The organism is Streptomyces camelliae (assembly GCF_027625935.1).
GTDB lineage: Bacteria > Actinomycetota > Actinomycetes > Streptomycetales > Streptomycetaceae > Streptomyces > Streptomyces camelliae.
This window is the reverse complement of the sequence record NZ_CP115300.1, coordinates 3,716,106-3,731,778: the sequence shown is the minus strand read 5'-3', so window position 1 is coordinate 3,731,778 and position 15,673 is coordinate 3,716,106. Positions and strand designations below refer to the sequence as shown.

General features: G+C 71.2%; 14 protein-coding genes. 10 read left to right on the top strand and 4 right to left on the bottom strand.

Annotated features, from left to right (window positions below):
• Window positions 1-134 precede the first annotated feature (134 nt).
• Entirely contained in the window at window positions 135-992 is an 858-nt protein-coding gene (locus O1G22_RS16795; protein WP_270082110.1) for a COG4705 family protein, read from the bottom strand.
• A gap of 139 nt (window positions 993-1,131) precedes the next feature.
• Window positions 1,132-3,435, bottom strand: coding sequence for a beta-xylosidase/alpha-l-arabinosidase (locus O1G22_RS16790; protein WP_270082109.1), 2,304 nt, complete (start codon window positions 3,433-3,435; stop codon window positions 1,132-1,134).
• A 133-nt stretch (window positions 3,436-3,568) separates the two neighbouring features.
• Here O1G22_RS16790 and O1G22_RS16785 point away from each other — a divergent pair, with 133 nt between their 5' ends.
• The 6 genes from O1G22_RS16785 to O1G22_RS16760 all read left to right on the top strand — a co-directional run bounded on the left by O1G22_RS16785 (window position 3,569) and on the right by O1G22_RS16760 (window position 9,359).
• Window positions 3,569-4,600 carry a LacI family DNA-binding transcriptional regulator gene (locus tag O1G22_RS16785; RefSeq protein ID WP_270082108.1) on the top strand — a complete coding sequence of 344 codons (1,032 nt, stop codon included), beginning with the start codon at window positions 3,569-3,571 and terminating at the stop codon, window positions 4,598-4,600.
• A 102-nt stretch (window positions 4,601-4,702) separates the two neighbouring features.
• The gene (locus O1G22_RS16780; RefSeq protein ID WP_270082107.1) at window positions 4,703-6,058 is read left to right on the top strand and encodes an endo-1,4-beta-xylanase; all 1,356 of its coding nucleotides are present in this window, start codon (window positions 4,703-4,705) and stop codon (window positions 6,056-6,058) included.
• A 73-nt stretch (window positions 6,059-6,131) separates the two neighbouring features.
• On the top strand, window positions 6,132-7,187 hold the full coding sequence (locus O1G22_RS16775) for an LCP family protein (RefSeq protein ID WP_487416678.1): 1,056 nt from the start codon (window positions 6,132-6,134) through the stop codon (window positions 7,185-7,187).
• Window positions 7,188-7,346: 159 nt separating this feature from the next.
• Window positions 7,347-7,703 carry a YciI family protein gene (locus O1G22_RS16770; protein WP_270082106.1) on the top strand — a complete coding sequence of 119 codons (357 nt, stop codon included), beginning with the start codon at window positions 7,347-7,349 and terminating at the stop codon, window positions 7,701-7,703.
• 45 nt (window positions 7,704-7,748) lie between these two features.
• On the top strand, window positions 7,749-9,020 hold the full coding sequence (locus tag O1G22_RS16765; RefSeq protein WP_270082105.1) for an RNA polymerase sigma factor: 1,272 nt from the start codon (window positions 7,749-7,751) through the stop codon (window positions 9,018-9,020).
• A gap of 72 nt (window positions 9,021-9,092) precedes the next feature.
• Entirely contained in the window at window positions 9,093-9,359 is a 267-nt protein-coding gene (locus O1G22_RS16760; protein ID WP_270082104.1) for a hypothetical protein, read from the top strand.
• Window positions 9,360-9,474: 115 nt separating this feature from the next.
• On the opposite strand, the gene O1G22_RS16755 is transcribed toward O1G22_RS16760, so the two are convergent.
• Entirely contained in the window at window positions 9,475-10,641 is a 1,167-nt protein-coding gene (locus O1G22_RS16755; protein WP_270082103.1) for a class I SAM-dependent methyltransferase, read from the bottom strand.
• Window positions 10,642-10,731: 90 nt separating this feature from the next.
• Between O1G22_RS16755 and O1G22_RS16750 the strand changes: the two genes are divergently transcribed.
• From O1G22_RS16750 to groL, 4 genes are all read left to right on the top strand, one after another.
• Complete coding sequence (locus tag O1G22_RS16750; protein ID WP_270082102.1) at window positions 10,732-11,664, top strand: polysaccharide deacetylase family protein; 933 nt, start codon at window positions 10,732-10,734, stop codon at window positions 11,662-11,664.
• 68 nt (window positions 11,665-11,732) lie between these two features.
• Window positions 11,733-12,581: a polysaccharide deacetylase family protein gene (locus O1G22_RS16745; protein ID WP_270086439.1), complete on the top strand. Its 849-nt coding sequence runs from the start codon at window positions 11,733-11,735 to the stop codon at window positions 12,579-12,581.
• Between the two features lie 212 nt (window positions 12,582-12,793).
• A complete protein-coding gene (groES, locus tag O1G22_RS16740) occupies window positions 12,794-13,102 on the top strand; it encodes a co-chaperone GroES (protein ID WP_039652762.1) in 309 nt (102 codons plus the stop codon).
• A 119-nt stretch (window positions 13,103-13,221) separates the two neighbouring features.
• Window positions 13,222-14,850, top strand: coding sequence for a chaperonin GroEL (groL, locus tag O1G22_RS16735; protein ID WP_225099744.1), 1,629 nt, complete (start codon window positions 13,222-13,224; stop codon window positions 14,848-14,850).
• An 88-nt stretch (window positions 14,851-14,938) separates the two neighbouring features.
• On the opposite strand, the gene O1G22_RS16730 is transcribed toward groL, so the two are convergent.
• Window positions 14,939-15,646 (bottom strand): ester cyclase, encoded by a 708-nt coding sequence (locus tag O1G22_RS16730; protein ID WP_270082101.1) that lies wholly within the window; start codon window positions 15,644-15,646, stop codon window positions 14,939-14,941.
• Between the last annotated feature and the right edge of the window lie 27 nt (window positions 15,647-15,673).

Genomic DNA, 15,673 nt, shown 5'->3' with positions numbered 1-15,673 from the left:
GAAAACGGCTTCGGACGCAGTGCGTTGGTGGTCCAAGGAAAGACGTCCCGCTTCCTGCGGGGAGATGCAGGTGCAAGGCCTGCCCGGCGCTCCAGAAGAAACCCCGCCCCGGTTCTCCGGGGCGGGGTTTCGCGTTACCGGTGCCCGGCCCGCTGCGGCCGGGCCTCCTCCGCGACCGCGAACTCGGGGGCGGCGGCTCGTCGTTCCTTCAGCTGCGCGTACGCCATCAGGCCGAACAGCACCGCGAGCAGCACCGCCGAGGAGCCGGCCGTACCCAGGTTCAGCCCGCCCTTGGCGACGGGCTTGGTCAGGAGGTCGCCGGCCGTGGCGCCCAGCGGGCGGGTCAGCACGAAGGCGATCCAGAAGAGCAGGACGTTCGGCACGGCCGGGACCCGCATCAGGGCGACCAGGACGAGCAGGAGGCCGGTCACCAGGGACGCGCCGCCCAGGTAGCCGAGGCCCGAGCTGTCGGACAGGAAGTCGCCCATCGAGGTGCCGAGGGTGTTGGAGACCAGGATCGCCGACCAGAACAGGGCCTCGCCCCGGAAGGTGACGATCTCGGTGATCTGGAAGGTCATCCCGCTCAGCTTCCAGACGAGGAAGATCAGCAGCAGGATCGAGACGAGGATCGCGGCGCCCTCCGGATAGCCGAGGCCCAGGCCCTGCGGGCCCCAGCCGAGTGACGTGGCGCCGGGTGCGAGGTACTGGGCGCTCGCGTCCCGGTTCATGAAGTCGGACATGGTGGTGCCGGCCATCGAGGTCGACAGGATCACGGTCCAGTAGAAGAACGGGTTGTAGCGCTTGGCACGGAGCTGGATCACCAGCGTCACCACGAACACCAGGAACAGGGCGATCGTGGTGAGGAAGTAACCGAGCTTGAGGGTCTGGGAGAACAGGTCGCCCGCGGTCTCACCGAGGGTCGTCGCCGCGATCTTCATGATCCAGAAGGCGAGCGTGACCTCGGGCAGCTTCTTCATGACGGATGTCGTCACGGATTTCGTCGTCGAAGGCGTCGTCAAGGGTGCTCCTGTGGGGGGTCAGGTAGCGCCCGACCCTCCCAGGAGCAACCTGAACACATCCTGAACACGCGCCGCACAGGGCTTGCTTTTTGCCAGTGTTCGCGCTGGGGGATCAATCCAGGTGTTCGAAGACCTCGCAGCGCAGCCGCCGATCCGTCCCCACCGCCCGGACCGGTCCGGTCAGCCTGATCCGGGCCGTGTGCCGTACGTCCGTGCTCGACGCGGCCAGCCGCAGTTCCAGGTCCCCGGGCTCCACCACCCGTGCCCCCGTGCGGTCCGTGAAGGACGACAGGTCGGCGTGGAAGCGGAAGGTCAGGCGGCGGGAGGCGCCCGGGGCCAGCTCCACCCGCTGGTAGCCGATCAGCCGTACGTCGGGCCGGGTCACGCTCGCCACCGGGTCGTGCAGATACAGCTGAACGACCTCGGCGCCCGCCCGGTCCCCGGTGTTGCGGACGGTGACGGAGAGGTCGTACGAGCCGTCCGTGGGGATCCCGGCCTCGGGGGCGTGGACGTCCGCCCAGGTGAACGCCGTGTACGAGCCGCCGTGCCCGAAGGGGTACAGCGGGGTCGGGTCCAGGCTGCTGACCTCGCCGGCCAGGCCCAGCGGCGGCTGGAGGTAGGTCCAGGGCTGGCCGCCGGGCACCCGGGGCACGCTCACCGGGAGCCGGCCGGAGGGGTTCACCCGGCCGGACAGCACCCCCGCCACCGCCGGGCCGCCCTCCTCGCCGGGGAAGAAGGCCTGCACGACTGCGCCCAGCCGGCCGTGCCAGCGGCCGAGCGCGTACGGCCGGCCGGTCAGCAGCACGAGCACCACCGGGACGCCCGTCGCCACCAGCCGGTCCAGCAACTCGGCCTGTACGCCGGGGAGCCGGAGGTCCTCCGCATCGCAGCCCTCACCCGACGTGCCCCGCCCGAACAGGCCCGCCCGGTCGCCGAGCACGGCCACGCACACGTCCGCCTCCGCCGTCCGCGCCACCGCCTCCGCGAAGCCGGCGGTGTCCGGGTCGGAGACCCCGCAGCCCTCGGTGAACGTCACCTTGGCGTCCGGGAGTTCGGCCCGCAGGGACTCCAGCAGGGTCGGGATCTCGATGCCGAGCGGGGTCTCGGGGTGGTGGGTGAGGACGTGGGAGGGGAAGGAGTAGCAGCCGAGCATCGCCAGCGCGTCCGCCGCGCGGGGGCCGACCACCGCGATCCGGGTGTCGGGGGCCAGCGGCAGCAGGCCGTCCGGGTTGTCCAGCAGGACCACCGACTCCTCGGCCAGCCGGCGGGCGAGCGCCCGGTTCTGCGCCGAGTCCAGGTCGACCGGGCCCTCCGGCTCCGGCCGCCAGTCCTCGTCCAGCAGACCCAGTTCACACTTCTGGAGCAGGACACGGCGGGCCGCGCGGTCCACCAGCGCCTGAGGGACACGGCCCTCGCGTACGGCGGTCACGAGCGGGGTGCCGTAGCACTTCAGGGTGGGCAGCTCGACGTCGATGCCGGCGGTCAGCGCCCGGTGCGCCGCCTCCGCCTCGTCCGCCGCGACCCGGTGCTGGGTCTCCAGGAAGCCGACGCCGAAGTAGTCGGCGACCACCGTGCCGGTGAACCCCCAGGCGTCGCGGAGGAGATCGGTGAGCAGGCCCGGGTCGGCCGAGACCGGCACCCCGTCGGTCTCGGTGTAGGCCGCCATCACCGAGCGCGCCCCGCCCTCGCGCAGCGCCATCTCGAACGGCGGCAGGGTGATGTCCGCGAACTCCCGTACGCCCGCCCGGACCGGGGCCAGGTTCCGGGCGCCGGCCGAGGACGCGTACCCGGCGAAGTGCTTGAGCGTGGCGACGACCCCGGCCGACTCCAGGCCGCGTACGTAGGCCGTGCCGATGGTGCCGACCAGGTACGGGTCCTCGCCGATCGTCTCCTCGACCCGTCCCCAGCGCGGGTCGCGGACGACGTCCAGGACGGGGGCCAGGCCCTGGTGGACGCCACAGGCGCGCAGATCGTGGCCGATGCGCCGGCCCATCTCCTCAACCAGGGCCGGGTCGAAGGCGGCGCCCCAGGCGAGCGGCACCGGGTAGGCCGTCGCGCGCCAGGCCGTGAACCCGGCCAGGCACTCCTCGTGCGCGACGGCGGGGATGCCGAAGCGGCCGGCGGCGGTGATACGGCGCTGGGCGCGGGCCAGTGCCTGCGCGCCCAGCGCCGGGTCCACCGGGGCGGTGCCGAAGGAGCGGGTCAGCTGGCCGAGGCCGCGCGTGATCAGCTCGTCCCAGTCGTACTCGGCGGTCATCTCGCGCTGCAGGGGCGCGACCCCGTCGCCGTCCGTGGCGGCGCCCACCCAGACGCCGTACAGCTGGGCGGCCTTCTCCTCCAGGGTCATCCGGGAGAGCAGGTCGGCCACGCGGGCGTCGGCGGGCAGGGCGGGGTCGCGCCAAGGAGCGATGGTCATGGGACTCCCGTCTGACTCGGCTGGCTCAGCTGAACTCGTGCGCGAATGTTTCGTAGACTATTCCGAATGTTCCGGGAACCTATGGCGCGCACGGGCCTTCGTCAAGAGGTCCGGCGGGGATACGATCCCGGGCATGAAACCTTCGAAGCCCACAGAAACCCAGACGGCGACCCTCGCCGAAATCGCCCGTGAGGCCGGGGTGTCCGCTCCGACTGTTTCGAAGGTCCTCAACGGCCGCGCCGACGTCGCCCCGGCGACCCGCACCCGCGTCGAGGAGCTGCTGCGCGCCTACGGCTACCGGCGCCGGCGCGCCGAGGCGTCCCGCTCCCCGCTGATCGACCTGGTCTTCCACGAGCTGGAGAGCGCGTGGGCGATGGAGGTCATCCGGGGGGTGGAGAACGTGGCCCGGGACGCCGGGCTGAGCGTCGTGCTGTCGGAGTCGGCCGGGCGGCTCACCCCGGGCCGGACCTGGGCCGACCAGGTCGCCGCGCGCCGCCCGCACGGGGTGGTGCTGGTGCTGTCCGGGCTGGACGAGTCCCAGCGGGCGCTGCTGACCAGCCGGTCCATCCCGTTCGTGGTGATGGACCCGGCCGGCGACCCGGGCCCGGACGTGCCCTCGATCGGCGCCACCAACTGGCAGGGCGGGCTCGCCGCCACCCGCCACCTGGTCGAGCTCGGCCACACCCGGATCGGCGCGATCAGCGGCCCGTCCCGGATGATGTGCAGCCGCGCCCGGGTCGACGGCTACCGGGCCGCGCTGGAGACGGCCGGCCTGCCCGTCGACCCCTCGCTGATCGTCGGCGGCGACTTCCACCACGACGCCGGCTACCGGCTGGGCCTGGAGCTGCTCGGCCGCCCCGACCGGCCCACCGCCGTCTTCGCGGGCAACGACCTGCAGGCGCTCGGCCTGTACGAGGCCGCCCGCGAGCTGGGCCTGCGCATTCCGGAGGACCTCAGCGTGGTCGGCTTCGACGATCTGCCGGTGGCCCGCTGGGTGGGCCCGCCGCTGACGACCGTACGGCAGCCGCTGACCGAGATGGCCGAGGCGGCCGCCCGGCTGGTGCTGGAGCTGGCGCGCGAGCAGGAGGAGCGGGCGGCGACCCGGGTGGAGCTGGCAACGAGTTTGGTGGTGCGGTCGAGTACGGCGGCGCCGGCGACGGAGTGACGTGGCTGGCCGGAAGTTGACGTATTGACGGGTGGGACGGGCGCCCCCACACTCCTCCGAAGCCAGTCGGTAAACCAACCGAAACTTTCGGAGGCACCCGCAGTGAGATCTCTGAGAATCGGCTTACCTCTCGCTTCCCTCGTGACCGGTGCCGCGCTCCTGCTGACGGCGCCCGCCGCGCATGCTGCCGACACCCCGCTGCGCGACCTGGCGGCGGCGAAGGGCAAGCTCATCGGCACAGCCGTCACCGGCTCCAAGCTCACCGGCACCTACGGCGACCTCGCCGGCGGTCAGTTCAGCTCGCTGACCCCCGGCAACGCCATGAAGTGGGGGACCGTCGAGCCCACCCGGGGCAGCTTCAACTGGACCGAGGCCGACCAGATCGTGGCCTTCGCCCAGGCCCACAACCAGAAGGTGCGCGGCCACACCCTGGTCTGGCACAACCAGAACCCGAGCTGGCTGACGAACGGCAGCTGGACCCCCGCCCAGCTCGGCAGCCTCCTGCAGAACCACATCACCACCGAGGTGAGCCGCTACAAGGGCGAGATCGCCGCCTGGGACGTGGTCAACGAGCCGTTCAACGACGACGGCACCTACCGCTCCGACCTCTGGTACGACAACCTCGGCTCCGGCTATATAGCCAACGCCCTGACCTGGGCACACGCGGCCGACCCGGACGCCAAGCTGTACATCAACGACTACAACGTCGAGGGCGTGAACGCGAAGTCCGACGCCCTGTACAACCTGGTCAAGTCCCTGAAGGCACAGGGCGTCCCGATCGACGGCGTCGGACTCCAGGCCCATCTGATCCTCGGCCAGGTGCCGTCGACGCTCCAGCAGAACATCCAGCGTTTCGCCGACCTCGGCGTGGACGTGGCGATCACCGAGCTGGACGTACGCATGCAGCTGCCCGCCGACAGCACCAAGCTCGCCCAGCAGAAGGCCGACTTCAACTCGGTCGTGGCCGCGTGCGCCGCCGTGACCCGGTGCGTCAACGTCACCGTGTGGGGCTTCACCGACGCCGACTCCTGGGTGCCGGGCACCTTCCCGGGGTACGGGGCGGCAACCCCGTACGACGAGAACTACCAGCCGAAACCGGCGTATTACGGCATCGCGACGGCGCTCGGCGGCAGTGACAGCGGCGGGGGTACGCCGCCACCGACCGGCGCCTGCACCGCCGCGTACAGCGTGAGCAGTCAGTGGAACACCGGGTTCACCGGCCAGGTCACGATCTCCTGCTCCGGGGCCTCGCTGTCGTCCTGGAAGGCGAACTGGACCTTCGGGGCGGGCCAGCGGATCACCCAGGCCTGGAACGCCACCTGCACCCAGTCGGGCACGGCGGTGTCGTGTGCCAACGCCTCGTACAACGGGTCGGTGCCGGACGGCGGTTCGGTGACGTTCGGTTTCAACGGGTCCTGGAGCGGCAGCAATCCGGTACCCACGGTGACGCTGGGATGAGAATTGCCCAAGAAAACCGACTCGCACGGCTTCCGCTAACAGTCCCCTAATAATTCGGACTTACGTTCCTGCTGTGACGCGACACGAGGAGCTACGCGAGGAGCACGGCGACGCGGGCAGACAAGTGGGCCGGCGATCGAGAGCGCTGAAGATCGTCGGCCTCACCCTGGCGGGGGTCCTGGTGCTGGGCGCGGCCGCCGGCGGCTGGGCGTACTGGCATCTGAACCACAACATCAAAAGCGTCGACATCGACAGCGCCCTCGGCGACGACCGCCCCGCCAAGACGATGATCACCCCGTCGGCCTCGGCCTCCCCGCTGCCGTCCGGTTCCCTGAACATCCTGGTCCTCGGCTCGGACTCGCGCAGCGGCAAGGCCAACCAGGAGCTGGGCGGCGGCGACAGCTCCGGCGCCCGCTCGGACACGGCGATGGTCGTGCACATCGACGCGGGCCGTACGAAGGCCACCGTGGTCAGCATCCCGCGCGACACCCTCGTCACCCGCCCGTCCTGCCCGCTGTCCTCCGGCAGGTCCACGGCGGTGGCGTACGGCGCGATGTTCAACACCGCCTACGAGATCGGCGGGCCGGTGTGCGCCGTGAAGACGGTCGAGTCGATCACCGGCGTCCGCATGGACCACTACCTGGAGGTCGACTTCTCCGGCTTCGCCAAGCTGGTGGACGCGCTCGGCGGGGTCACGGTCACCACCGGCCAGGACATCCACGACGACGACAGCCACCTGGACCTGCCCGCAGGCACCCACCACCTCGACGGCAGGACGGCTCTCGCCTTCGCCCGCACCCGGCACGGCATAGGCGACGGCAGCGACCTCGGCCGCATAGGGCTCCAGCAGAAGCTGGTGAAGGCCCTGCTGGAGCAGATGGCGGGCACCAGTCTCCTCACCGACCCGGCCAAGCTGTACCGGGTCGCCGACACGGTCACCGCGAGCCTCACCACCGACACCGGCCTGGACTCGCTGAGCGAGCTGACGCGGCTCGGCCAGAGCCTGAAGGGGCTGACGGCCGACCGGGTGACGACGGTGATGATGCCGGTCGTCACCGCCCCCTCCGATCCCAACCGGGTGATCGCGCAGGAACCGGCGGCGAGCAGGCTGTGGGCGTCGCTGCGCTGAAGGAGCCCAGCCGAAGAAGCCCAGCCGAAGAAGCTCTGCCGAAGAAGCTCAAAAAAGGTCCAGAAAAAAGTTCCGGGTGCGTGTCGATCGAGGCGGTTCCTGTTCGACGCATGGGTGAGCGGCGGGGGAAGGCCCGGCCGCCCGACCGAAGGAGTCACCATGCCGCGCTACATGTCGATCGTGCACATCGACGAGTCCACCGCACCCGCCGGGGGTCCCAGCGAGGAGCTGATGCGGCGGATGGGCGAGCTGATCGAGGAGGTCACCAAGGCCGGCGTGATGCTCGACACCGCCGGGCTGACGCCGTCCACGCAGGCCACCACCGTGCACTGGCAGGGCGGCAAGCTCTCCGTCACCGACGGGCCGTTCACCGAGTCCAGGGAGGTCATCGGCGGCTACGCGATCATGCAGTGCAAGGACAAGGCCGAGGCCCTGGAGTGGGCCAAGCGGTTCCTCCAGGTGCACGAGGACTACTGGACCGTGAGCTGTGAGGTCCGGGAGATCGCCGAGGCCTGAGTGTTCGCTGGCCCCCCGGCGTCAAGGGGTGTTGCATGGTGGGCTGTGGAACCACAGCCCACCGCGGCACACCCCACCGCGCCAGAGCCCACCGCGGCACACACCATCGAGACCGTCTTCCGCCTGGAGTCGCCCCGCGTCGTCGCCGGTGTCGCACGGATCGTCCGGGACGTCGGCATCGCCGAGGAACTGACCCAGGACGCGCTGGTCGCCGCCCTGGAGCAGTGGTCCCGCGACGGCGTGCCCGACAACCCCGGCGCCTGGCTCATGGCCACCGCCCGGCACCGTGCCGTCGACCTGATCCGGCGCCGCGAGACCTACGCCCGCAAGCTCGCCGAGATCGGCCGGGACCTGGAGACCACGGCCCCGCCCGAGGAGCCGGCCGACCCGGACGACATCGACGACGACCTGCTCCGGCTCGTCTTCACCACCTGCCATCCGGTGCTGACCCCGCAGGCCCGCACCGCGCTCACCCTGCGCCTCCTCGGCGGCCTGAGCACGGCCGAGATCGCCCGCGCCTACCTGGTCCCGGAGCCGACGATCGCCCAGCGCGTCGTCCGGGCCAAGCGGACCCTCGCCACGAAGAACGTCGCCTTCGAGGTGCCGTACGGGCCCGACCGCGAGGCCCGCCTGGGCTCCGTGCTGGACGTCATCTACCTGATCTTCAACGAGGGGTACGCCGCGACCGCCGGCGACGATCTGCTGCGCCCCGGCCTGTGCGAGGACGCGCTGCGCCTGGCCCGCGTCCTGTCCGCCCTGATGCCCAAGGAACCGGAGGTGCACGGCCTGACCGCGCTGCTGGAGTTCCAGGCGTCCCGCACGGCCGCCCGCACGGGCCCGGACGGCGAACCGGTCCTCCTGGAGCACCAGAACCGCCGCCGCTGGAACCGGCTGCTCATCGCCCGTGGCATCCGCGCGCTCGACCGCGCCACCGCCCTGGGCGCGCCCGGCCCGTACGCCCTCCAGGCGGCCATCGCCGCGTGCCACGCGCACGCGTACCGCTACGAGGACACCGACTGGCGCACCATCGCCACCCTGTACGGCCTGCTGGCGGCCCGTGCCCCGTCCCCGGTGGTCGAGCTGAACCGCGCGGTCGCCGTGGCGATGGCCGACGGCCCGGCCGAGGGACTGAAACTGGTCGACGCCCTGACCGACGAGCCCGCCCTGCGCGACTACCACCTGCTCCCCAGCGTCCGCGGCGATCTGCTGACCCGCCTCGGGCGTACGACGGAGGCCCGCGAGGAGTTCGCCCGCGCGGCGGCCCTGGCCCGCAACGAGAAGGAACGGGAGCTGCTGCTGCGCCGGGCGCGGGAGTGACCGTTCAGGGCAGCCGGCGGTCGGTTCTCCACAGGCGTACGGTCCGAGCCGCTGGAGCCGGAGACCGTGGTCGTGGCCGTCGCCACCACGCCTGCCGTGAGGACGATCCTGCGCCGCACCGCGCGGCTCGCCACGGCGGGCCGCTCCCCGTCCTCGTACAGCGGTTGCCCGGCCGGTGTTTCCTGCAGCCGTACATGGCGCGCGGAAGAAGTCGGCCAGGGCGAGGAAGAGGCTGACGATGTCGGTGAAGAAGCCGGCCACGGTGGACATGTGGTCCGAGTCCTCCTTCCCGCCGAAGGCCGGCATCCCGCCGCCCAGCGCGAAGCAGACGACCGCTGAAGACAGGAGCAGGATGTCGCGGACCAGCCGCCGCCGGTTCCTTCGCCGCACGCTCCAGGTCACGGCGGCATGGTGGGCCGACGACGGGTTCCGGCTCCGCGAGAGACCGTGCGGATCACTCCAACGGGTGGCCGATCAGCATGGTGGGCGCCCCGGCGGCCCGGGTGAGGAACACGGTCGCCGCGTTGGGCCCCTGGGGCTTCACCTTCTTGCGCAGTTCCTCCGGCTCGACCGCCGACCCGCGCTTCTTCACGGTCAGCGTGCCGACCTCGCGCTCCCGCAGCAGGGCCTTCAGCTTCTTGACGTTGAAGGGGAGGTGGTCGGTGATCTCGTAGGCGGAGGCGTAGGCGGTCGGGCGCGGTTCGTCGGCGGTGACGTAGGCGATGGTGGGGTCGATCAGCCCGCCGTCCAGCTCGTCGGCCACCTCCGCGACCAGGTGCGCCCGGATCACCGCGCCGTCCGGCTCGTACAGATACCGTCCCACCGGGCGCACCGCCGGGTCCGGCAGCCCCCGGCCGAGCAGCGTGCGCGGGCCGGGCAGCAGCGTGGCCCGTACGGCGCCCGGCGCGCCGGTCCCGAACCACAGCACGGCCTCCTTCACATCGCCGCCGTCGGAGATCCACTCGGCCTCGGCCTCGGCGGGGACCGTCTCGTGCGGGATGCCCGGGGCGATCTTCAGGGCGGCGCGGGGAGCCGTACGGGCCGCGCCGACCGCCCAGGACAGGGGCGGCGAGTAGGCCTCCGGGTCGAAGATCCGGCCCCGGCCCCCTCTCCTCGCCGGGTCCACGAAGACGGCGTCGTACCCGGCCGTGTCCACCTCCGTGACATCGGCCTCGCGCACCTCGATCAGCTCGCCGAGCCCCAGCGCGTCGGCGTTCGCGCGGGCCACGGCCGCCGTCACCGGGTCCCGGTCCACGGCGAGCACCCGGATCCCGGCGCGGGCCAGCGCGATCGCGTCCCCGCCGATCCCGCAGCACAGGTCGGCGACCGAGGCCACGCCGAGGGCCTTGAACCGTTCGGCGCGGTACGCCGCCACGCTGCTCCGTGTCGACTGCTCGACCCCGTTCGGTGTGAAGTACATCCGCCGGGCGTCCGCCGCCCCGAACTTCGCCGCCGCCCGCTGCCGCAGCCGGGCCTGGCCGAGCGCGGCCGACACCAGCTCGGCCGGGTGGTCGCGGCGCAGCCGGGTGGCGACGGTGAGTTCGTCCGCCGGTGCGGTGCCCTGGACCTCGTCGAGGAGGGCACGGCCTTCGGGGGTGAGCAGCAGAGCGAGGTCGTTCACCGGCTCATTGTGGGCCAGTCGGTGGACGGTGTGCCTCCGGCGGCGGTGTCGGCCGGGGATCCGGGCCGGGCCCTGGGAGGATCCGGCATCATGCGAGCCGTCGTACAAAAGGATAAAAACCGGTCTGTTCCGGGTCGTCCGGCCCTCGGCTGCGGGGTCGCGGTCCTGGCCTCCGCGGCCCTTCTCTCCGCCTGCGCCGGCCCCGCCGAGACCCGCCCCGCACCGGGCCAGGGCGGCCCCGTGCAGGTGCTGGGCCCCCAGGACCGCCGGGCCGCGGAACACGCCCGCCAGGCCGCGGAACACGCCCGCCTGGTCGCCGCCGCCAGACGCTGGGGGCTGGACCGGGTACCGCTCACGCCTCCGCCGCCGCCCAAGGTGAAACCGGAGATCACCGCCCGGGCCGGCTTCGAGGTGGCCCACCAGGAGGACTGGGACCTGCCTCCGGTCTTCACCACGATCCCCACCAAGCAGAAGATCGTCTTCCTCACGATCGACGACGGCTCGGAGAAGGACCCGGACTTCCTGCGGATGATGCAGGACCTGAAGATCCCGTACACCGCCTTCCTCAGCGACTACCTGGTGAAGGACGACTACGGCTACTTCCGGACGATGCAGGCCGAGGGCCACACCCTCAACAACCACACCCTGCACCACCCCTACCTGCCGGGTCTGTCCTACGAGGAGCAGAAGGACGAGATCTGCGGCATGCAGAAGATCATGCGGAAGCAGTTCGGCAAGGCGCCCACCGTCATGCGCTTCCCGTACGGCAACTACAACCAGGACAGCCTGCGCGCCGCCAAGGCCTGCGGCATCAAGTACGCGCCGATCTGGAACGAGGAGGTGTTCGTCGACCACTGGGAGTATCGCGAGGACGACCAGAAGATGCGCCGGGGCGACATCGTCCTGACCCACTTCCGCGGCCGCTCCGAATGGGACGGCACGATGATCGACGACATGCGCCGCTTCCTGAACAAGGTCACGCGCGAGGGCTACGCCGTGGCCCGCCTGGAGGACTACCTGTGAGGCGCGGGAGGAGCCCGTGGCCGGGGCGCGGACGGCGGGCGGGTGCCGGGCGGCGCCCGCGCCGGAGCCTGACCGCGCACCTCACGCACCTCACCTCGGCCCTCCTCCTCCCGGCTCTCCTCCTCCCGGCCCTCCTCCTCGCGGGCTGCGCCCAGTCCGTCGACCCGATCGAACGCCTCGGCCGCAAAGCCGCCGAGCAGGTCCGCCCGCACGCCCCGCACGGCCCCTCCCCGGACCAGGGCTACCGCCGCTGGGGCCTGACCGAGCCCCTCGCCCGCCCGCCTCGGCCCGATGCCCGCGCCCTCGCCCTCTCCCCGCACAGCGCGGGCCGCTCCCTGCCCCGCGTCATGGACCACGTCCCCACCCGCGACCCGGTCGTCTTCCTCACCTACGACGACGGCGCCGACAAGGACCCCCGCTTCGTCGACATGGTCCGCGAACTGCGGCTGCCGGTCAGCATGTTCCTCACCGACAGCGTGGCCGGCCCCCGCTACGACCACTTCGCCCGCCTGCGCGAGCTGGGCGCCGGCATCCAGAACCACACCCTGGACCACCGCGTGCTCGCCGGACTGCCGTACGCGGGGCAGCGCGCCGAGATCTGCGGCCAGCAGGACCGCCTCAGATCCCGCCTGGGCCTGCGCCCCCGCCTCTTCCGCCCGCCCTACGGCACGTACGACACCACGACCCTGCGTGCGGCGGCCGACTGCGGCATCTCCGCGCTCGTCCTGTGGCGCGTCGCGGCGACCCCGGACGGCCTGGCCTACGCTCGCGGCGAACACCGCCTGCGCCCCGGCGACATCGTCCTGGTCGGTCCGGACGAGACGACGGGCCGGACCTTGCGGGACCGCACGATCAGGGTCCTGCGCCGGGCCCAGCAGCGGGGGCTGACGGTGGGGCGGCTGGAGGACTACCTGTAGGCGATCCGGGACCGTCTCCCGGCCGACGCGCCGCGGGCATTGGCACTCCGCTTGACCGAGTGCTAATCCCGGTCATAGTCTCGGCTCTGGCACTCGACGCGTGAGAGTGCCAAAAAAGCGACGGGCAGGTCCGGCACCCGCGACGACGGATCCACCTGGTCGCCACCTCAGACAGTTAACCCCGTGAGATCTCCGAAGGGGGAGGTCGGATCGTGACGACCGCCAGCTCCAAGGTTGCCATCAAGCCGCTTGAGGACCGCATCGTGGTCCAGCCGCTGGACGCCGAGCAGACCACGGCCTCTGGCCTGGTCATCCCGGACACCGCGAAGGAGAAGCCCCAGGAGGGCGCCGTCCTCGCCGTGGGCCCGGGCCGGTTCGAGAACGGCGAGCGCCTTCCGCTCGACGTCAAGGTCGGCGACGTCGTCCTCTACAGCAAGTACGGCGGCACCGAGGTGAAGTACAACGGCGAGGAGTACCTCGTCCTCTCGGCTCGCGACGTGCTCGCGATCATCGAGAAGTAATCACCTCGAAGCAAACCTCTGCTTCGAGCTGCGCCCCTGGCCCCCGCGACCGATAAGAAGCCGGGCGCCCGGGGCGCAGCGTTTTTTCACCCACAGATTTCGAGAGGGCTCCCGCTGTCATGGCGAAGATCCTGAAGTTCGACGAGGACGCCCGTCGCGCCCTTGAGCGCGGCGTCAACAAGCTGGCCGACACGGTGAAGGTGACGATCGGCCCCAAGGGCCGCAACGTCGTCATCGACAAGAAGTTCGGCGCCCCGACCATCACCAACGACGGTGTCACGATCGCCCGCGAGGTCGAGATCGAGGACCCGTACGAGAACCTCGGCGCGCAGCTGGTGAAGGAGGTGGCGACCAAGACCAACGACATCGCGGGTGACGGCACCACCACCGCCACCGTGCTTGCTCAGGCGCTGGTGCGCGAGGGCCTGAAGAACGTCGCCGCGGGTGCCTCCCCGGCCGCCCTGAAGAAGGGCATCGACGCCGCCGTCAAGGCCGTCTCCGACGAGCTGCTCGCCACGGCCCGCCCGATCGACGAGAAGTCCGACATCGCCGCCGTCGCCGCGCTGTCCGCCCAGGACCAGCAGGTCGGCGAGCTGATCGCCGAGGCGATGGACAAGGTCGGCAAGGACGGTGTCATCACCGTCGAGGAGTCCAACACCTTCGGTCTGGAGCTGGACTTCACCGAGGGCATGGCCTTCGACAAGGGCTACCTGTCGCCGTACTTCGTGACGGACCAGGAGCGCATGGAGGCCGTCCTGGAGGACCCGTACATCCTCATCAACCAGGGCAAGATCGCCTCCATCCAGGACCTGCTGCCGCTGCTGGAGAAGGTCATCCAGGCCGGTGCCTCCAAGCCGCTGCTGATCATCGCCGAGGACGTCGAGGGCGAGGCCCTGTCGACCCTGGTCGTCAACAAGATCCGCGGCACCTTCAACGCGGTCGCGGTCAAGGCCCCGGGCTTCGGTGACCGCCGCAAGGCGATGCTCCAGGACATGGCGATCCTCACCGGCGCCACGGTCATCTCCGAGGAGGTCGGCCTCAAGCTCGACCAGGTCGGCCTGGACGTGCTGGGCTCCGCCCGCCGCGTGACGGTCACCAAGGACGACACCACGATCGTCGACGGCGCCGGCAAGTCCGAGGACGTCCACGGCCGCGTCGCCCAGATCAAGGCCGAGATCGAGAACACCGACTCCGACTGGGACCGCGAGAAGCTCCAGGAGCGCCTCGCGAAGCTGGCCGGCGGCGTGTGCGTGATCAAGGTCGGCGCCGCCACCGAGGTGGAGCTGAAGGAGAAGAAGCACCGTCTGGAGGACGCCATCTCCGCGACCCGCGCCGCGGTCGAGGAGGGCATCGTCTCCGGTGGTGGCTCGGCTCTCGTCCACGCGGTGAAGGTCCTGGACGGCAACCTCGGCAAGACCGGCGACGAGGCCACGGGTGTCGCGGTCGTCCGCCGCGCCGCCGTCGAGCCGCTGCGCTGGATCGCCGAGAACGCCGGCCTGGAGGGCTACGTCATCGTCTCCAAGGTCGCCGAGCTGGAGAAGGGCAACGGCTACAACGCCGCCACCGGCGAGTACGGCGACCTGGTCAAGGCCGGCGTCATCGACCCGGTGAAGGTCACCCGCTCCGCCCTGGAGAACGCCGCCTCCATCGCCTCCCTGCTGCTCACGACCGAGACCCTGGTTGTCGAGAAGAAGGAAGAGGAGCCGGAGGCCGCGGGCCACGGCCACAGCCACGGCCACGCCCACTGAGCCCAGCGCTCCTGAGCGTTCCCGCCGAAGGCCCGGCACCCCACGAGGGGAGCCGGGCCTTCACCCTGTCCGCCACCGGAAGATCCGGCTACTGCTCCAACTCGTCCAGCGCGCCCAGCTGCTGCATCAGTCCGAGCTGGTCGTGCTGCCACCACATCTCGGCGATCTTGCCGTTGTCCGCGAACCGGAACAGTGTCATCCCGGTCATGACGACGTCCCTGCCGGTGGCCGGGATCCCCAGGAACTCGCCCTTGTGCGTGGCGTTCCAGGTCCACCGCACACAGGCCCGGTCGCCCTGGGCGAGCACGTCGTCGACCCGGAACGCGAAGTCGAAGCCGCCGCGCCACATCCGGAACTCGCTGCGCGCGTTGTCCAGCCCGATGGTGTCCTGCGGATTGACCGGATCATGGCTGTGGATGTCCTCGTCCAGCAGGTCGTTGAGCGGCGGCAGTTCGCCCCGGGTCTCCAGCGCCGCGAAGAACCGCCGTACGGTGTCCTCGGCCAGCCGCTCGTCCCGCACGACGTCCAGATCGATGAACGTCGGCATCTCGTCGCACAGGGCGACCATCCCTTGGAAGATCTTGTCGGTCTCCGGGAGGTTCGAGTTCCGCATCGCCTCCTCGTACGACGGGAACTCCACCACTTCCACGATGTGCGCCGCGTCCGAGCGGTCCTTGCCGACCAGCGCGTGCGTCGCCGTCCGTTTCCCCTTGGTCCCGGCGACCCAGTCGTCCATGAGCCGGTTCATCTCGTCCAGCCGGCTCGTCCTGCACTCGATGAGCTGTACGAAGGTCATGACGCCGCCTCCCGGCCCCCCTGGCCC

What these genes read in the sequence shown, in the direction of transcription:
- O1G22_RS16750 (WP_270082102.1), top strand. Translation starts at nt 10,732, where the DNA reads ATGCGAGCCGTCGTACAAAAGGATAAAAACCGGTCTGTTCCGGGTCGT.
- O1G22_RS16730 (WP_270082101.1), bottom strand. Translation starts at nt 15,646, where the DNA reads ATGACCTTCGTACAGCTCATCGAGTGCAGGACGAGCCGGCTGGACGAG.
- O1G22_RS16770 (WP_270082106.1), top strand. Translation starts at nt 7,347, where the DNA reads ATGCCGCGCTACATGTCGATCGTGCACATCGACGAGTCCACCGCACCC.
- O1G22_RS16785 (WP_270082108.1), top strand. Translation starts at nt 3,569, where the DNA reads ATGAAACCTTCGAAGCCCACAGAAACCCAGACGGCGACCCTCGCCGAA.
- groL (WP_225099744.1), top strand. Translation starts at nt 13,222, where the DNA reads ATGGCGAAGATCCTGAAGTTCGACGAGGACGCCCGTCGCGCCCTTGAG.
- O1G22_RS16790 (WP_270082109.1), bottom strand. Translation starts at nt 3,435, where the DNA reads ATGACCATCGCTCCTTGGCGCGACCCCGCCCTGCCCGCCGACGCCCGC.